The 17,132-nt window shown below is 60.3% G+C and carries 15 protein-coding genes; 6 read left to right on the forward strand and 9 right to left on the reverse strand.

From position 1 onward, the window contains the following. From ACIOVB_RS14065 to ACIOVB_RS14075, 3 genes are all read left to right on the forward strand, one after another. Window positions 1–789, forward strand: a complete 789-nt coding sequence (locus ACIOVB_RS14065; RefSeq protein WP_401268557.1) for a molecular chaperone — start codon at window positions 1–3, stop codon at window positions 787–789. Between the two features lie 77 nt (window positions 790–866). Next, window positions 867–3,224 (forward strand): fimbria/pilus outer membrane usher protein, encoded by a 2,358-nt coding sequence (locus tag ACIOVB_RS14070; protein WP_401268559.1) that lies wholly within the window; start codon window positions 867–869, stop codon window positions 3,222–3,224. Continuing rightward, window positions 3,221–4,192, forward strand: coding sequence for a spore coat protein U domain-containing protein (locus tag ACIOVB_RS14075; protein ID WP_401268562.1), 972 nt, complete (start codon window positions 3,221–3,223; stop codon window positions 4,190–4,192). The genes ACIOVB_RS14070 and ACIOVB_RS14075 overlap by 4 nt, the downstream gene beginning before the upstream one ends. 11 nt (window positions 4,193–4,203) lie before the next feature. Here the strand turns inward: ACIOVB_RS14075 and ACIOVB_RS14080 are convergent, their stop codons facing one another. Then, the gene (locus ACIOVB_RS14080; protein ID WP_401268563.1) at window positions 4,204–4,959 is read right to left on the reverse strand and encodes an anti-sigma factor family protein; all 756 of its coding nucleotides are present in this window, start codon (window positions 4,957–4,959) and stop codon (window positions 4,204–4,206) included. Next, a complete protein-coding gene (locus ACIOVB_RS14085; protein WP_401268565.1) occupies window positions 4,956–5,462 on the reverse strand; it encodes an RNA polymerase sigma factor in 507 nt (168 codons plus the stop codon). Before ACIOVB_RS14085 ends, ACIOVB_RS14080 begins: the two co-directional genes overlap by 4 nt. Before the next feature lie 157 nt (window positions 5,463–5,619). Here ACIOVB_RS14085 and ACIOVB_RS14090 point away from each other — a divergent pair, with 157 nt between their 5' ends. Further along, window positions 5,620–6,714, forward strand: coding sequence for a catalase family peroxidase (locus ACIOVB_RS14090; protein WP_401268568.1), 1,095 nt, complete (start codon window positions 5,620–5,622; stop codon window positions 6,712–6,714). Beyond that, window positions 6,711–7,256: a cytochrome b gene (locus ACIOVB_RS14095; protein WP_401268571.1), complete on the forward strand. Its 546-nt coding sequence runs from the start codon at window positions 6,711–6,713 to the stop codon at window positions 7,254–7,256. Before ACIOVB_RS14090 ends, ACIOVB_RS14095 begins: the two co-directional genes overlap by 4 nt. On the opposite strand, the gene ACIOVB_RS14100 is transcribed toward ACIOVB_RS14095, so the two are convergent. The 3 genes from ACIOVB_RS14100 to ACIOVB_RS14110 all read right to left on the reverse strand — a co-directional run bounded on the left by ACIOVB_RS14100 (window position 7,253) and on the right by ACIOVB_RS14110 (window position 10,572). Further along, a complete protein-coding gene (locus ACIOVB_RS14100) occupies window positions 7,253–8,452 on the reverse strand; it encodes an MFS transporter (protein ID WP_401268573.1) in 1,200 nt (399 codons plus the stop codon). The two genes, ACIOVB_RS14095 and ACIOVB_RS14100, sit on opposite strands and share 4 nt — an antisense overlap. Before the next feature lie 150 nt (window positions 8,453–8,602). Then, window positions 8,603–9,754 (reverse strand): M14-type cytosolic carboxypeptidase, encoded by a 1,152-nt coding sequence (locus ACIOVB_RS14105; protein ID WP_401268576.1) that lies wholly within the window; start codon window positions 9,752–9,754, stop codon window positions 8,603–8,605. A gap of 479 nt (window positions 9,755–10,233) precedes the next feature. After that, window positions 10,234–10,572, reverse strand: a complete 339-nt coding sequence (locus tag ACIOVB_RS14110) for a DUF6124 family protein (protein WP_187680452.1) — start codon at window positions 10,570–10,572, stop codon at window positions 10,234–10,236. 129 nt (window positions 10,573–10,701) lie between these two features. Between ACIOVB_RS14110 and ACIOVB_RS14115 the strand changes: the two genes are divergently transcribed. After that, the gene (locus ACIOVB_RS14115) at window positions 10,702–11,361 is read left to right on the forward strand and encodes a LexA family transcriptional regulator (protein ID WP_187680451.1); all 660 of its coding nucleotides are present in this window, start codon (window positions 10,702–10,704) and stop codon (window positions 11,359–11,361) included. Window positions 11,362–11,400: 39 nt separating this feature from the next. Here the strand turns inward: ACIOVB_RS14115 and ACIOVB_RS14120 are convergent, their stop codons facing one another. The 4 genes from ACIOVB_RS14120 to ACIOVB_RS14135 are packed head-to-tail and all read right to left on the reverse strand — an operon-like array spanning window position 11,401 to window position 16,962. Beyond that, the gene (locus ACIOVB_RS14120) at window positions 11,401–13,350 is read right to left on the reverse strand and encodes an acetyl/propionyl/methylcrotonyl-CoA carboxylase subunit alpha (RefSeq protein WP_401268580.1); all 1,950 of its coding nucleotides are present in this window, start codon (window positions 13,348–13,350) and stop codon (window positions 11,401–11,403) included. Continuing rightward, entirely contained in the window at window positions 13,350–14,165 is an 816-nt protein-coding gene (locus ACIOVB_RS14125) for a gamma-carboxygeranoyl-CoA hydratase (protein WP_401268583.1), read from the reverse strand. Before ACIOVB_RS14125 ends, ACIOVB_RS14120 begins: the two co-directional genes overlap by 1 nt. A 13-nt stretch (window positions 14,166–14,178) precedes the next feature. Next, window positions 14,179–15,786 (reverse strand): carboxyl transferase domain-containing protein, encoded by a 1,608-nt coding sequence (locus tag ACIOVB_RS14130; RefSeq protein ID WP_187680448.1) that lies wholly within the window; start codon window positions 15,784–15,786, stop codon window positions 14,179–14,181. A gap of 12 nt (window positions 15,787–15,798) precedes the next feature. Beyond that, window positions 15,799–16,962, reverse strand: coding sequence for an isovaleryl-CoA dehydrogenase (locus tag ACIOVB_RS14135; RefSeq protein ID WP_187680447.1), 1,164 nt, complete (start codon window positions 16,960–16,962; stop codon window positions 15,799–15,801). Between the last annotated feature and the right edge of the window lie 170 nt (window positions 16,963–17,132).

Below are 17,132 nucleotides of genomic sequence, written 5' to 3' on the forward strand. Positions count from 1 at the left end.
ATGGGGTCAGTTACATCTCGGCATTTGTTCATTCAGAGCGCAATGTTGGCGCTGGCCATGTTCGCAGCAGGCCATACGCAGGCGGCCAGTTCGGTATTGATCTGGCCGATTGATCCGGTGCTTGAGGCCGACCAACAGGCCAGCGCGTTGTGGCTGGAAAACCGTGGCAATGAAACCGCGAATCTGCAGATTCGCGTCTTCGCCTGGAGCCAGAACGGTTTTGCAGAGCAGTACCAGAATCAGCGTGACGTGATTGGCAGTCCGCCGGTGGCGAAGATCGAACCGGGGCAAAAGCAATTGGTGCGCCTGACCCGAACCAAAGACGTACCCCCGGGGCAGGAACTGGCCTACCGCATCATCATCGACGAAATCCCTTCTGCACAACCGGCCTCCGCTGACGGTGGCAAAACGGCGGCGGCCATTCGTTTCCAGATGCGTTACTCGGTCCCGCTGTTTGCCTACGGTGCGGGGCTGTGGAGCAAAGAGGACAGCACGCGCCCACGTGATCCCAAAGGCATCGGCCTGCCGCAATTGAGCTGGCGCACAGTGGCGGTCGACGGCCGGCCTTATGTGGAAGTGCGCAATCAGGGTGCGGTCCATGCGCGGCTGACCGACGTGGCTATCAAACAGGGTGGGCAGAGCAAACCTGTGGCTGAAGGCCTGCTGGGTTATGTGCTGCCGGGGGCGGTGATGCGCTGGCCGGCACCGGGTTCGCTGGCCGGTGATTCGGCGTTGCAGGTGCGGGTCAATGGCGCGCCCCAAGTGCAGAGCATCACCCCGGCACGCTGAGGATTCGAGTCCCAATAGCTGGCGTCGGTTAAAGCAGTATCAGGAGGATTGAGTCCATTGACGGACGTAAAGCGCGTATGAGCCCAGGATGGGCTCGCCGTATTCAGCGTCCGTTGTGGCTCATGACCGGCGCTTGTTGCCTGGTGTTCGTTCAACCAACCGGGGCCGGCGAGCTGCCGCCACCGCCCAGCGGCATGGAGGCCGTCAGTGATGCACAGTTGTTTCTGGAACTGGTGGTCAACCAGATGAATACCGGCCGCGTGGTGGCGGTGGAGCAGCGCGGTGGGCGACTGTATCTGCCGGCCACGGCGTTGCGCGAAACCGGCATGAAACTGCCCGATAACCTCGGCGTAGAAGTCGACCTCGACGGTCTGCCGGGGCTGCACAGCGATTACGACAGCGTCGGTCAGCGCTTGCTTCTCGACGTACCGCCGGACTGGCTGCCGGAGCAATTGATCGGCAATCGCCAGGCCTATCCACGAACCCCGGCATTGAGCAGTTTCGGCGCGCTATTCAACTATGACCTGTACCTCAACGACACCGACGATGCCGGCACGTATCTGGCGGCCTGGAATGAAGTGCGGCTGTTCGACAGTTGGGGCACCTTGTCCAATACCGGGCAGTATCGGCGCACCTTGTCCGGTGATTCGCTCAGTACACTGAACAACGGCTATCTGCGTTACGACACCACGTGGCGTTACTCCGATGATGAGCGAATGCTCACCTACGAAGCCGGCGACGTGATCAGCGGCGCGTTGCCATGGAGCAGTTCGGTTCGGCTGGGCGGCGTGCAGTTCTCCCGGGACTTCGCGGTGCGCCCGGATCTGGTCACCTATCCACTGCCGCAGTTTGCCGGCGAAGCGGCGGTGCCGTCCTCGGTGGATCTGTTTATCAATGGCTACAAATCCAGCAGCGCCGACCTGCAACCTGGGCCGTATACGCTGACCAACATTCCGTTCATCAATGGCGCTGGCGAAGCGGTGGTTGTGACTACGGATGCGCTGGGTCGGCAGGTTTCGACCACAGTGCCGTTCTATGTCACCAGCAGTTTGCTGCAAAAGGGTTTGAGTGATTTTTCCGTGGCCGCCGGTACGTTGCGTCGCGATTACGCCCTGAAGGATTTCAGTTACGGGCCGGGCGTGACCTCCGGCAGCCTGCGTTATGGCGTCAGCGACACTTTCACCCTCGAGAGCCACGCCGAAGCCGCTGATAGCCTGACCCTCGCAGGGCTCGGGGGGAACCTGCGGCTCGGCAATTTCGGCGTGCTCAACAGTGCGATCAGCCAGAGCCGTTTCGAGGGCGACGGTGGCGAGCAATTGAGCCTGGGTTATCAGTACAGCAACCAGCGCTTCAGTTTTTCTTATCAACGCCTGCAACGGCACGATCAATACGCCGACCTGACCGTGGTCGACAGCCCCTACATCAGCCTCAGCCGCCGCAGCGAACAGGCCACCCTGAGCCTCAATCTCGAGCGCTGGGGCAGCCTCGGTGCCGGGTATTTCGATGTGCGCGCGGCTGACGATTCGCGCACGCGCCTGCTCAATCTGAGCTGGAGCAAACCGCTGTGGCGCAACAGCAGTTTCTACCTGTCTGCCAACCGCGAGATCGGCGACAGCAACTGGGCGGTGCAGGCGCAACTGGTGATTCCGTTTGACTTGCGTGGCAGCCTGGCGATCAGCAGTGAACGCAGCAAGACCGGGCAGACCCAGCAGCGGATCAACTACAGCCGCGCGGTGCCATCCGAGGGCGGGTTGGGCTTCAATCTGGGTTACGCCAAGGGGGACGGCGCCGATTACCGTCAGGCTGACGTGACCTGGCGTCTGCAATCGGTGCAGTTGCAGGCCGGGGTTTATGGTACCTCGGACGCCGAAACCCGTTGGGCCGATGCCAGTGGCTCGCTGGTGTGGATGGATCAGCAGGTGTTCGCCGCCAACCGCATCGACGATGCGTTTGTCGTGGTCAGTACCGATGGTTTTGCCGACATTCCGGTGCGCTATGAAAACCAGCAAGTGGGTCAGACCGACAAGAACGGACATCTGTTAGTACCGTGGAGCAGTGCTTATTACCGTGGCAAATACGAAATCGATCCGCTGAATCTGCCGGCCAACGTGCGTAGTCCGAATGTCGAGCAGCGTATCGCGGTGCGGCGTGGCAGCGGGTACTTGCTGGAATTCCCGCTGGCCCGGGTGATCGCGGCGAGCATTGTGTTAGTCGATGCACAACAGCGTGAGTTGCCGCTGGGCGCAGGCGTGTTGCATGAACAGAGCGGCACAAACACGGTGGTCGGGTGGGACGGGCTGGTCTATCTGGAAAACCTTCAGGCGCAGAACTCTTTAAAGGTCACGCTGGCCGATGGCAAAACCTGCAAGGCGCAGTTCAGCGTGGACATGAATCAGAGCCAGGTGCCGCTGATTGGTCCGTTGGTGTGCCAATGATCGGCGTCCGTTTGTGTCTGGGGCTGGCGCTGATGCTGCCGGGGGCGGCGCAGGCCTTGTGTTCAGTGGTCAGCACCACGCCGGCGGCCTTCGGTACGCTCAGTTCGATTGCCGTACGCACCACGTCGCAGCCCAGTTCCACCCTCAATGGTGGTTTAAGCTGTACGGGTTCTCTGTTGACGTTGTTGAGCAGCAGCGACCACTTCTGGGCCACCGTCTCCTCGACCCAAAGTGGCCTGGTCGGGCCGACAGGTGATGTCATCGGTTACACGATCTACGCCAACAACAGCACCAGTTACCCGCTGACGCGGGGCACGGCCTATGACTTCGCCCGCAATGGCATCATTGATGCCTTGGGGCTGCTTAACGGGACGACGCCGAAAACCGTGCCGCTCTATCTGAGAACGACCATCGGCAGCAACGTTGCTGCCGGGGTGTACACCGAGACCCTGAGTATTTTCTGGAACTGGAATTACTGCTCGGGGATTGGCATCGGTGCCATCTGCCTCGGGCGCGATATCAACAATGGAACCACCACGTTGACCGTCAACCTGACCGTGTCCAACGATTGCACGATTACCGCGCCGAACATCGCGTTTGGCAGTGCGCCGGTGGTCAGTGCCTTTACGCCGGTGACCGGGCAGACCATCAATCTGGCTTGCACCAAGGGCAGCGCCTACACCGTGGGCTTGAGCGACGGTCAGAACCCGGTAAGCGTGGGTGGGCGACGGCGGATGATCTCCGGCGGCAACTACCTGGCCTATGACATTTTCAAAAGCGCCGGCACGACGCGTTGGGGCAGTGTCGGCACTGCGCGTCGGGCGAGTACCGATGCCGAGGTCAATCCGGGTAACGGCTTGGGTACCGGCAGCCAGATTTTCAATTACAACGCAAAGATCTACACCGACCAGACCACACCGCCGGCGGGGACGTATCTGGACAATGTGGTGCTGGATGTCGGTTTCTGAGCACGCGTGTTTCAGAATTGCAGCGATTGCTTGAGCTGTTGCGCCGCTGGCGTATCAACCGGGCTGACCATCGCATAGTTGTACCCGCCACCCGACCAATACTCGGCCTGCAAATCGCCGTCACTGCGGCTGCCACGGGGCAAAAAGGTGTTTTTCGGCCCCGGCGGTCGCACATAAAAACTCACCTTGTGCCCACTGCGATCCTCATACATCACCATCGCTGCCGGACCTTCATCGGTGCTGAGCAGGCGACCACTGACCGGTTCAAATCCGGCCGACTTCAGGTCTGGCAAGCGCCCCGCCTGATTGAAATAGCGGTCGAGCCAGCGCTGCATATCGCCGTTGCCATCGACCTTGTAATCGGCCGGCAATATGCCTTGCTGGGCAATCAGTCGATAGGCCTGCAACGCATCGGTCATCGGCAATATGGAGGCGCGCACGAGGGTCATTTCCCGCGCCTGCCAGCCACTGAAACCGCCGACGCTGACCGCGATCAGCAACACTGCAGCGCTGGCCAGATGCCGGCGCGACTGAAGTTTGCGGCGCTGGCGAATCATCGATGGATCAAGCGCCGGATTGGCCGGTTGTTGTAGCGCGCCACTTAGCGCCGCGCGCAGTTGCTGGGCGTCCAGTTGCCAGCCGCGCACTTGCGCGGCTTCATCCGGGTGGCTGGCCAGCCAGGTTTCCAGCACACGCCGGTCGGCGTCGCTGAGCTGGTGGTCGACGTAAGCGTGCAGGTCACGCTCGCTGGGAGGCAGGCTGATCATTTGAGTATCCGCAAAGAAGGGCTGCTGATTTCGCCGTCGCTGAGTTGGCGCAAGGTCTGGCGGGCGCGGGACAGGCGCGACATCACGGTGCCGATCGGGGCGCCAAGGATCTCGGCGACCTCTTTATAGGAAAGGCCTTCAACCGAGACCATCATTAGCAGGGCGCGTTGCTCGGTGGGCAATCGGTCGAAGGCTTGCAGGGTCGATTGGGCGATCACCGTGCGCTCCACCGAAGGCTCGACGTCGTCGCGACCGGTAAAAAACTCAAGCATCCGTGCATAGCGGCGAGAGCGGCGATGAGCATCGAGAAACTGTCGATACAGGATCGCAAACAGCCAGGCACGCAGGTCGCCCTCGGCGCGTTTATCGCCCCAACTCGACAGTGCCCGCTCCAGGCTCGCCTGTACCAGATCGTCGGCGCTGCTGCTGTTGCGCGTCAACGACACGGCAAAGCGGCGCAATCTGGGAATGATTTCTCTCAACTGTTCGTCGAATTCGCTCATGAGTTTCTGCTAGTCACTACGCTGTGGACTAGGGAGACGTCCGTCGTTGGAGGTTATTCCACGTTCGGAAAAATAAATACCGGGCCGTGGAATAAACCCTGACGGGGTGCGTCTTGCTGATTCTTCCTATTTGTGGCCGATGGCCCTGGAGTTATTCATGGTTGATCGCACTTCACCCACAGGCGGGCCGCAGCGCCCGCCACTGAGTGCCGCGAGCCTGATTTTGCGTCTTGGCGGCATAGCCGTGGTGGTTGCAGCAGTGGCCGGGGCGTTTGCCTACGTGCATGGCAACTTTGACCCACAACGTCTGACGCCCAAGGCGCTGGTCGATGTATTGGAAAAGAACAACGGTGTGCATCCCGGGTTCCGCCGCAATCACGGCAAGGGCGTTTGCGTCATCGGCCATTTCGAGAGCAGCGGCGAGGCGCGAGCGTTCTCGACCGCGCAGGTATTCAACGAGCCACGCACCCCGGTGGTGGGGCGTTTTGCGTTGCCAGCGGGCAATCCTTATGCGCCGGACAGCAGCGTACCGATTCGCAGTCTGGCGCTGCGTTTCACCCAGGCCAACGGCCAGCAGTGGCGCACCGGGATGAACAGCATGCCGGTGTTTCCGGTGGGTACGCCCGAGGCGTTCTATCAACTGCAACAGGCGCAGTCGCCGGATCCGGCCACCGGCAAACCGGACCCGGCCAAGGTGCCGGCATTCTTCGCATCGCACCCGGAAGCCGTGCCGTTTCTCACTTGGGTGAAGACCGCCAAACCATCGGCGAGCTACGCCACTGAAACCTATAACAGCATCAATGCCTTCTATCTGGTGGATGCCAGCGGGAAAAAACAGGCCGTGCGCTGGAGCATGAAGCCTTTGGCTCAGGACGCTGCAGGCGCCACCGCCCCCGAGGGCGGCGACTTTCTGGAGAAAGACCTGGTGCAACGCATGGCTGCTGCACCACTGCGTTTTCAGTTGAATATCACCCTGGCTAACGCCGATGATCCGGTGAACGACGCCAGCAAAACCTGGCCCGAGGGTCGCAAGGTGTTGAATGCCGGCACGTTGGTGCTGGAGAAAACACAGCCGCAACTGAGCGGCGAGTGCCGTGACATCAACTACGACCCACTGGTTTTACCGGCCGGGATTCAAGGTTCCGACGATCCATTGCTGGCCGCTCGCTCCGCCGGTTACGCCGATTCCTACCTGCGCCGCACCAGCGAAGTCAGCCAATTGCCCGCCGCCAAACAGGAGGCTCGCCCATGAGCTCGCAACCGACTCATTTCGCGCTGTTGGCGCGGCTGCTGCACTGGCTGATGGCGGTGATGATCATCGCGATGCTGTTTATTGGTGCCGGAATGGTCACCTCTGTCTCAGAAAGGCATGAATGGCTGATCAATCTGCACAAGCCGTTGGGTATCGCGATTCTGGCGCTGGTGATCGTGCGTTTGTTGGTGCGTTTCTCGACGCGCCAGCCACCATTGCCGGCGGATCTGCCGGACTGGCAGGTGTTGGCCGCCAAGGCTTCGCACGTCTTGTTGTATGCGTTGATGCTGGTGTTGCCGCTGCTCGGTTGGGCGATGATCAGCGCCTCGGGGGAGCCGGTGATGCTCAGCAGTTCGTTGCAGTTGCCGTCGATTGTGCCGGCCGATGCGCAGGTGTTTGCGTTTCTGCGCAAAGCCCATGGGTATCTGGCGTATCTGTTGTTTCTGACCGTGCTGCTACACCTGGCGGCGGCGTTGTTCCATGGCTGGGTGCGCCGCGACGAGGTACTCGACAGTATGTTGCGTGGGCGGGACCGCAGTTAGCCCGTTTGGGTGGCGCATCGTTCAGGTGCGCCGCTTTTCAGGGTCAGCCACCAGTAGCCCAGCGCGACCGCGTTGATGCCTGCACCCAGCAGGCACACGCCAGTCCAACCGGCCCACGCATACATGGCGGTTGATCCGATTGAGCCCAACGCGCTGCCGATCGAATAAAACAGCATGTAACCGGCGGTAAGGCGGCTTTGCGCTTCGGGGCGCACGCTGTAGATCATGCTCTGGCTGGTGACGTGCACGGCTTGCAGGCCCAGATCCAAAGTAATCACTCCAAGCAGCAACGCCCACAGCGAGGATTGGGTGAGGGCGATCGGCAGCCACGAGCCGAGCATCAACAGCAGCGAAAGCCCGCTGACCCATTGGCCCAAGCCTCGGTCGGCCAGGTGTCCGGCGCGCGCGGCGGCCAGTGCGCCTGCTGCACCGGCGAGTCCGAATAATCCGATTTCGCTGTGGGAAAGCGACAGCGGTGGGGCGGCCAGTGGCAGCACCATCGGCGTCCACAACACCATGGCGCTGGCGAAGGTCAGCAGAGCGAGCAGTGCGCGTTGGCGCAGAACCGGCTCTTCCTTGAACAGGCTGAATACCGAGGCGATCAGTGCGCTGTAACGTGTCGCGGGTTGCGGCGCTTCTGCTTTGGGCAGCACGCGAAACAGCAGCAAAGCCATCACCAATGTCAGTCCCGCCGACAACCAATAGATGGCTCGCCATCCGGCCAGATCGGCCATGGCTCCGGCGACCGTGCGCGCCAGCAGGATGCCGACAACGATGCCACTGGTAACGACGCCGACTACGCGACCGCGTTGTGCCGGATCTGTCAGTGTCGCCGCGTAAGCCACCAAGACTTGAGTGACCACCGCGAGCAAACCGGTCAGCGTCATGCCAAGCAATAACCAAAGACTGGTGGGGGCCAGCGCGATAATCAATAACGCCGCCGCTGACAACAGCGTTTGCGTGACGATCAACCGTCGTCGATTCAGCAAATCACCGAGCGGCACGAGCAATACCAGCCCAACGCCGTAACCGATTTGAGTCAGCGTAATGACGATGCCGATGGAGGCCGGCGACATGGCAAACGCCTCGGCCATGGCATCCAGCAGCGGCTGTGCGTAATACACGTTGCCCACGGCCAGGCCGCAGGCGACGGCGAAAAGCAGCACGACACTGCTGTTAAGTGATTGAGATTTCATACCCGGATTCCCTTTTGGGTTTCAAATTAAAACCAGAATCAAGGTATGCACTCTGGTTTTGATTTGCAACCACCTATGTCGAATCCATGGACAGCACAAAGCAAAAGATCGCAGACAAGCTGCGATCTTTTGGTAACGCGGGGAAGGGTATCAGCGCAGGGTATCGACCATGTCGGCGATGGTGGTCAGCACGTCTTTGCCCAACTGTTTCGAGCGTTTGCCCGACCAGCCGGTTTCCGTATTCGGTGCGTCGTCGTGATCCTTGAACGGCATTTCGAGGGTCAGTGACAGACAATCGTACTTCTGGCCGACGCTGTTGCACGCCAGGGTCATGTTGGCCTGGCCCGGTTCGTCACGGGTGTAGCCGTACTTGGTCTGGAACTCTTTGGTGGTGTGTTTCAGGTGGCTGCGGAAATGCTCTTCGAGCTTCTCGATCCGCGGTGTGTATCCCGGATTGCCTTCACAACCGGCGGTGAACACGTGGGGAATGGTTTCGTCACCATGGGCGTCCAGAAACAGATCGACACCGTACTTTTCCATTTGCTGCTGTACGAACAGGACTTCAGGACTGATCTCCTGACTGGCATTCTGCCAGGCACGGTTCAAGTCCTGGCCCATCGCGTTGGTGCGCAGGTGGCCATGGAAGGCGCCGTCCGGGTTCATGTTCGGCACCAGGTAAAGATCGGCGCTGGCGAGTAATTTGTTCAGCACCGGGTCATCGTGTCTTTCCAGACGCTCGATGATGCCTTCCATGAACCATTCGGCCATGTGTTCGCCAGGATGCTGTTGGGCGATGATCCAGACTTTGCGCTGGCCTTCGACACCGCTGCCTTTGCGCAACAGTTGAATGTCGCGACCTTCGACGCTCTTGCCGGTCGCCAGCAACTCGGTGCCGGCCTTGGTCAGGGCTTGTTCGATCAGCCAGTCGTGACGGCCACGGCTGTAGGGTTCGAAATAGGCGAACCAGGCGTGGGTCTGGGTGGCTTCAAGGGAGAAACGCAGGCAGTCGCCTTCGAAAATCGTTGGTACGCGGAACCAGTTGACGTGGTCATAGGACGCTACGGCTTGATAGCCGGGCCAGCCCTTGGCGTAGGTGGACTGGCTGGCGTTGTTCAGGCGAAACCAGTGTTCCTGGCCGACGTGCAGGCCGCTGGCCTTGAAATGGAACCACTGGAAATGCGCGCTGCGGGTGTCTGGGCGGATGGCCAGAACCGGGTTGAGCGGATTGCTGATGTCGATGACTTGGATATTGCCGCTATCGAAGTTGGCGCTGATGTCGAACGAAGATTTGGCCACGGTCATAGTCGATTCCTGAATATGATTTTTATGGCCGTTACTTTACACGCAAGACAGCGGTGAAACCGAGGGGAATTACGGATGTTGGCGGGGGGCGTCCTCCATGACGCGGACGCAGCTTAGAAGCTATGCGATTGATTCTCAAGTGCTAATTGTCATTAGTTTGCCCCAATGTGGCCGGGCTTCGCTTGCCAACCGATATTCTTTTGATATTATCCGCGCCATCGAATTTGCAGTACCTAAAGACTTCATTAGCCTGAAGCCATAAGCCCGAAAACGGGCAAAAAAAGACCCGGCAAAAAGCCGGGTCAAAAACCGTGATTAGCCTGATGAGGAGATAGTCCAGAAGACCGACCTAAGGTCTCTGGCCCATCGACTGATCTCGCGACCAGCTGCTTGCAATAATAATCATTATCATTTGCAAGTCAAATGTTTTTATCTGCGCGATTGGAAAACTCTTTCCTGTCCGTCCGAATTTCTGTCCCTCAGACGTCATCGCCATCGATCGAATGGTCGACCATCGCCCGCGCCATATCCACCATGTGCACCACCGAAAAGGCCAGATCGCGACTCGCGCCTTGCAGGTTCTCTGCTGCCTTGAAGGCAGTGGCGGCCGCGCAGCGCAACAGATCGGAAGCGTGCACCAGAGCTTCTTCGCCGCTGAGGTGGCGTCTGACATTGAAAAAGCGTTCATCCACCTCAGGTTCTGACACAGCTGGTTTCAAGTAATAATCCAGTGCTCGCTGCGCCGCCGCGTTGCCTTGTGGCGAGGTGAAGGTGGTGTCCATTTGCAGATCGGGCAAGTCTTTGCTGCTGATATTCATGATGAAGAGCCACTCCTTGTTCGATTGGAATCCGTGCTTTCAGAATAGTACGATGTGTAGTTGTGACTAGAATTTAAATACTACAATATGTGTTTTGCCGGCCGAAGGCGTCCGCGTAAGGTGCCGCACATGGATAAATGGATTGAGTTGGTCAAGGCCAAGATGAGTGAACTCAAAATCACTCAAACAGAGCTCGGAGAGCGCGTCGGTATGTCCCAGGGCGGGATTGGCCATTGGCTGAACAAACGCCGGGAACCGGGCATCACTGAAATGAACCGCGTGCTGCAGGCGCTGGGTATGGACTTCCTTGAAGTGGTGCTGGTGATCCGCGAGCCACAGGAAGCGCCTGACGATGACATGCCGCTGGCGCAGAAGTACAACCCTTACTTCCGATACCCAGTCAGCGATTGGCGCGCACCGTGCGAGGTGCGTGAGAGCGGTTCGGCAGTCTATGTGCCGACAACGGATAAACAGCGCTTCGAACTGACGGATTACCACGCCCGAGGTGCTGCGTTCTGGCTGGCGGTGGCGGGGGATTCGATGACCGCACCCAGTGGCCCGAGTATTGCCGAAGGCACGCTGATCCTGGTGGATCCGGAGGTGGAAGCTGTGCCCGGCAAGCTGGTGATTGCCCAGTGGCAGGGCAGCGAAGAAGCGATATTTCGCAAGCTCGACGAAGAGGGCGGCCAGCGTTACCTGGTGCCGCTCAATCCGACCTGGCCGAAGGCCCTATTCACCGATGAGTGCCGAATCATCGGTGTCGTGGTTCAGGCAACGGCGCGATTCTAGTCAGATCGATCCTCGCCCGGCGTAGGATCGATCCTCCATTTACACCTCTTCCAGTTCGACCAAAGCGCTGCCTTCGCCGACCATTTCACCTTCCTGGCAATACAGCGCCTTGATCACTCCTGCATGTGGCGCACGGATGCTGTGCTCCATCTTCATCGCCTCCAGCACCACCAGTTGCGCACCTGCTTCGACCGATTGCCCTGCTTCCACCAGAACTCGCACGATGCTGCCGTTCATTGGCGCAGTCAGCCCCCCTTGATGACTATGGCTGGCCTCGACGGCGCTGATCGGGTCGTACGTTTGGATACGGCGCAACTCGCCTTCCCATTGCAGATACAGCGAATCGCCCTGGCGGATCGCGCGCAAGTTACGACGTACACCGTCGTGCTCGATGACCACTGCTTCACCACTCAGTTTGGCGTTGCCACCTGTATCCAGTGTCAGCGCCCGATCCTGGCCTTCGCAACTTAAATGCAGGGTGATCTGCTGCGGCAGACCTGCACGCAAACCGCTGTTTGCAGTCCACGGCGAACTCGGATCATCCGCCCGGGCAATCCTCGGCAGGCTCTGCGCAAACGCCTGCGCCGCGACGTTCCAGAACGCATCACTCAACTCACCCGGAGCCGGCAACAGTTGCTCCTGATAACGCGGAATAAACCCGGTATCCAGTTCCGCCGCGGCAAACGCCGGATGAGCGATGATCCGCCGCAGGAAATTGATATTGGTCTTCAATCCGCCAATCGCAAACTCATCGAGCATGCTCAGCAAACGCAATCGCGCTTGTTCTCGATCCTCGCCCCAGGCAATCAGCTTGCCGAGCATCGGGTCGTAAAACGGCGAAATCTCATCACCTTCTTCCACTCCACTGTCGACTCGGCGTCCCGGCCCTTCAGCCGATTCACGGTACAACGCCAGGCGCCCGGTCGCGGGCAGGAAGTCATTCGCAGGATCCTCGGCATACAACCGCACTTCAATCGCGTGGCCGTTGAGCGGGACTTGCTGCTGAGTGATCGGCAATACTTCGCCACGGGCAACGCGAATCTGCCAGGCCACCAGATCCAGGCCAGTAATGGCTTCGGTCACCGGGTGCTCAACCTGCAGTCGCGTGTTCATCTCCATAAAGAAGAATTCGCCACGCGCATCGAGCAAAAACTCCACGGTGCCAGCGCCGACGTAGCCGATTGCTTGCGCCGAACGCACGGCCGCCTCGCCCATCGCACGGCGCAGTTCCACCGTCAGGCCCGGTGCCGGTGCTTCTTCGACGACTTTCTGGTGACGGCGCTGGATCGAGCAATCGCGCTCGTTGAGGTAGAGGCAATTGCCATGCTGATCGGCGAACACCTGGATTTCCACGTGGCGTGGCTTGAGCAGGTATTTCTCCACCAGCATCCGCGAATCACCGAACGACGACTGTGCTTCACGTTGAGCGGAGGCCAGTGCCTCAGCGAGTTGGCTGACGTCCTCAACCACTTTCATGCCTTTGCCGCCACCGCCAGCTGTGGCTTTCAGCAGGACTGGATAGCCGATGCGTTCGCAGGCAGCGCGGAAGGTCTCGAGATCCTGCGCTTCACCGTGGTAACCCGGCACCAACGGCACGCCTGCGGTTTCCATCAGCGCTTTGGCTGCGGATTTGCTGCCCATCGCGTCGATGGCCGAGGCGGGTGGGCCGAGGAAAATCAGGCCGGCCGCTTCGATGGCGCGGGCGAAACCGGCGTTCTCCGAAAGAAAGCCGTAACCGGGGTGAATCGCCTGTGCGCCGCTGGCCTTGGCCGCCGCGATCAGCTTGTCGATTTGCAGATAACTGTCGGCGGCTTTGCTGCCTCCGAGATCAACACGAATATCCGCTTCACGGCTGTGCCGCGCTTCGCGGTCGGTGGCGCTGTGTACGGCGACAGTGGTCAGGCCAAGCGCTTTGGCGGTACGCATGACCCGGCAGGCAATTTCGCCACGGTTGGCCACCAGCACGGTGGTGAGAACAGGTGCGCTCATCAACGCGGCTCCTTGGTAGTAGTTGCGGCTAGCCAGTTCGGCGGGCGTTTTTGCAGAAACGCGCGCAAACCTTCCTGGCCTTCGGGGCTGACGCGGATACGGGCGATGGCGTTTTCGGTGTAGCGGCGCAGCGCCGGGGTCAGCGCTCCGTTCCCTACTTCACGCAGCAAGTCTTTGCTCGCGCGCATGGCGGCGGGGCTGTTGAGTAGCAGATTGTCGATCCACTGCTCGACGCGTTGATCAATTTCAACCGCCGGATAGCTCTCGGACAACAAGCCGATTTCCCGTGCCCTTTGACCGCCAAAACGTTCGGCCGTCAGTGCGTAACGACGTGCCGCGCGCTCGCCAATGGCCTGCACCACGAACGGGCTGATCACTGCGGGTGCCAGACCGATACGCACTTCCGACAGGCAGAACTGCGCGTCATCGACGCCAATCGCCATGTCGCAGCAACTGATCAAACCCAGCGCGCCGCCGAACGCCGCGCCTTGCACCACGGCCAAGGTCGGTATTTTCAGCTTGGCGAGGTTGTACATCAGCTCCGCCAGCTCGCGAGCGTCGTCGAGGTTGGTGTGGTAGTCGAGTTCAGCCGATTGCTGCATCCAGGCGAGGTCGGCGCCGGCGCTGAAGTGTTTGCCACGCCCGCGCACCAGCAGGAAACGCAGGCTGGCATCGCTGGCAACCTTGTCGAGGGCGAGGATCAGTTCGCGGATCATTTCGGCGTTGAAGGCGTTGTTCTTTTCTGCGCGGTTGAGCCACAGGGTGGCGAAACCTCGTGGGTCGCTTTGCAATTCGAGGGTGTTGAAATCGCTCATGAGATTCTCCCGATCACATCCGGAACACGCCGAAGCGGCTCGGTTCGATAGGCGCGTTCAGCGACGCGGACAAGGCCAGGGCCAGCACATCGCGGGTCTGCGCCGGGTCGATGACGCCGTCGTCCCACAGCCGTGCGCTGGAATAGTAGGGGTGACCCTGCTCTTCGTACTGGTCGAGGATCGGTTGCTTGATCTCGGCTTCCTGCTCGGCGCTGAACGCCTGGCCGCTACGCTCAGCCTGCTCGCGCTTGACCTGCACCAGCACGCCGGCGGCCTGTTCAGCGCCCATCACGCCAATCCGCGCGTTCGGCCACATCCACAGAAAACGCGGATCGTAGGCGCGACCGCACATGCCATAGTTACCGGCGCCGAAGCTGCCGCCGATGATCACGGTGAATTTCGGTACCTTGGCGCAAGCCACGGCGGTCACCAGTTTCGCGCCGTGCTTGGCGATGCCGCCGGCCTCGTATTTCTGACCGACCATGAAGCCGGTGATGTTCTGCAAGAACAGCAGCGGGATGCCGCGCTGGCAGGCCAGTTCGATGAAGTGCGCGCCTTTTTGCGCAGCTTCGGCGAAGAGGATGCCGTTGTTTGCCAGAATCGCGATCGGGTAGCCGTGCAGGTGAGCGAACCCGCAGACCAGCGTGGTGCCGAACAGTGCCTTGAATTCATCGAACACCGAGCCGTCGACCAGTCGCGCGATCACTTCGCGCACATCGAACGGTTGCTTGGCGTCGGCCGACACCACGCCGTACAACTCATCGCTGCTGTAGAGCGGAGCAATCGGTGCGCGCTGTTGCACTTCACCGAGTTTGCGCCAGTTGAGGTTGGCGACACTGCGGCGGGCGAGGGCGAGGGCGTGTTCGTCGCTCTCGGCGTAATGGTCAGCGACTCCGGAAATCTTGCAGTGCACGTCGGCGCCGCCCAGATCCTCGGCGCTGACGACTTCACCGGTCGCGGCTTTTACCAGCGGTGGGCCGGCGAGGAAAATCGTTGCCTGATTGCGCACCATGATCGCTTCGTCGGCCATCGCCGGCACATAAGCGCCGCCGGCGGTGCACGAGCCCATGACCACGGCAATCTGCGGAATGCCCATCGCGCTCATGTTGGCCTGATTGAAGAAGATCCGCCCGAAGTGCTCGCGATCCGGGAACACCTCGTCCTGGCGTGGCAGGTTGGCGCCGCCCGAGTCGACCAGATAAATGCATGGCAAACGGTTTTGTTGGGCGATGGTCTGCGCGCGCAGGTGCTTTTTCACGGTCAGCGGATAGTACGAGCCACCTTTCACGGTCGCGTCGTTGGCGACGATCATGCATTCGACGCCTTCGACCCGGCCAATCCCCGCAATCACCCCGGCAGCCGGCACGTCTTCGCCATAAACGGCGTGGGCGGCCAATTGGCTGATTTCCAGAAATGGCGAGCCCGGATCGAGCAAGCGGTTGATGCGCTCACGCGGCAGCAGTTTGCCCCGCGAGGTGTGCCGTTCCTGAGCTTTCGCGCCACCGCCCTGGGCCACTTGGGCGAGCAGGGTGTGCAAGGCGTCGACCTGTTTGAGCATTGCCGCGCTGTTGGCGGCGAACTCCGCTGAACGCGGGTTGAGCTGAGTGTGCAAGGTTGCCATGGCCAGCTCCGTTTAGCGGGTTTCGTTGAACAGTTCGCGACCGATCAGCATGCGACGGATCTCACTGGTGCCGGCGCCGATTTCGTACAGCTTGGCGTCGCGCAGCAAGCGGCCCGCAGGGAATTCGTTGATGTAACCGTTACCGCCCAGAATCTGGATTGCGTCGAGGGCCATTTGCGTGGCGCGTTCGGCGGTATAGAGGATCACGCCGGCGGCGTCTTTGCGGGTGGTTTCGCCACGTTCGCAAGCCTGGGCCACTGCGTAGAGGTAAGCGCGGCTGGCGTTGAGCTGGGTGTACATGTCGGCGACTTTGCCCTGGATCAGCTGGAATTCGCCGATGCTCTGGCCGAACTGCTTGCGGTCGTGGATGTACGGCACGATCAGGTCCATGCACGACTGCATGATCCCGGTCGGGCCGCCGGACAACACGACGCGTTCGTAGTCGAGGCCGCTCATCAGCACCTTCACGCCGCCATTTAGCACGCCGAGGATGTTCTCTTCCGGCACTTCGACGTCATCGAAGAACAGCTCGCAGGTGTTGGAACCGCGCATGCCGAGTTTGTCGAACTTGTTGCTGCGGCTGAAGCCTTTCCAATCGCGCTCGACGATGAACGCGGTGATGCCGTGGGGGCCTTTTTCCAGATCGGTCTTGGCGTAGATCACGTAGGTATTGGCGTCAGGGCCGTTGGTGATCCAGGTTTTGCTGCCGTTGAGGACGTAGCGGTCGCCGCGTTTGTCGGCGCGCAGTTTCATCGAGACCACGTCGGAACCAGCGTTCGGCTCGCTCATGGCCAGCGCGCCGACGTGCTCGCCGCTGATCAGCTTCGGCAGGTATTTGATTTTCTGTTCGTGGTTGCCGTTGCGGTTGATCTGGTTGACGCAGAGGTTGGAATGCGCGCCGTAGGACAACGCCACCGAGGCCGAGCCACGGCTGATTTCTTCCATCGCCACGACGTGCGCCAGATAACCCAAACCAGCGCCGCCGTACTCTTCCGGCACGGTGATGCCGAGCAGGCCCATGTCACCGAACTTGCGCCACATGTCGGCCGGGAACAGGTTGTCGCTGTCGATCTGCGCCGCACGTGGGGCGATCTCTTTAGCGACAAAGGACTGAACCTGATCGCGCAGCATATCGATGGTTTCACCGAGGGCGAAGTTCAGGGATGGGTAGCTCATGGGTCACCTTTTGGCTTTTTTGTAGGGTGGGGAGGGCGGTCGTGCAGCTCTCACCTTTACGTTAACGTAAGCCTGTGAGGAATGACTGTCAATCACCCTTTACGTTAACGTCAACTTGAGCGAGAGTAGGGGCAGTTCAAGATTGCTAAACCCACTAATAAAGACAATAG

It is taken from the genome of Pseudomonas sp. NPDC087639, from assembly GCF_044743385.1.
Lineage (GTDB): Bacteria > Pseudomonadota > Gammaproteobacteria > Pseudomonadales > Pseudomonadaceae > Aquipseudomonas.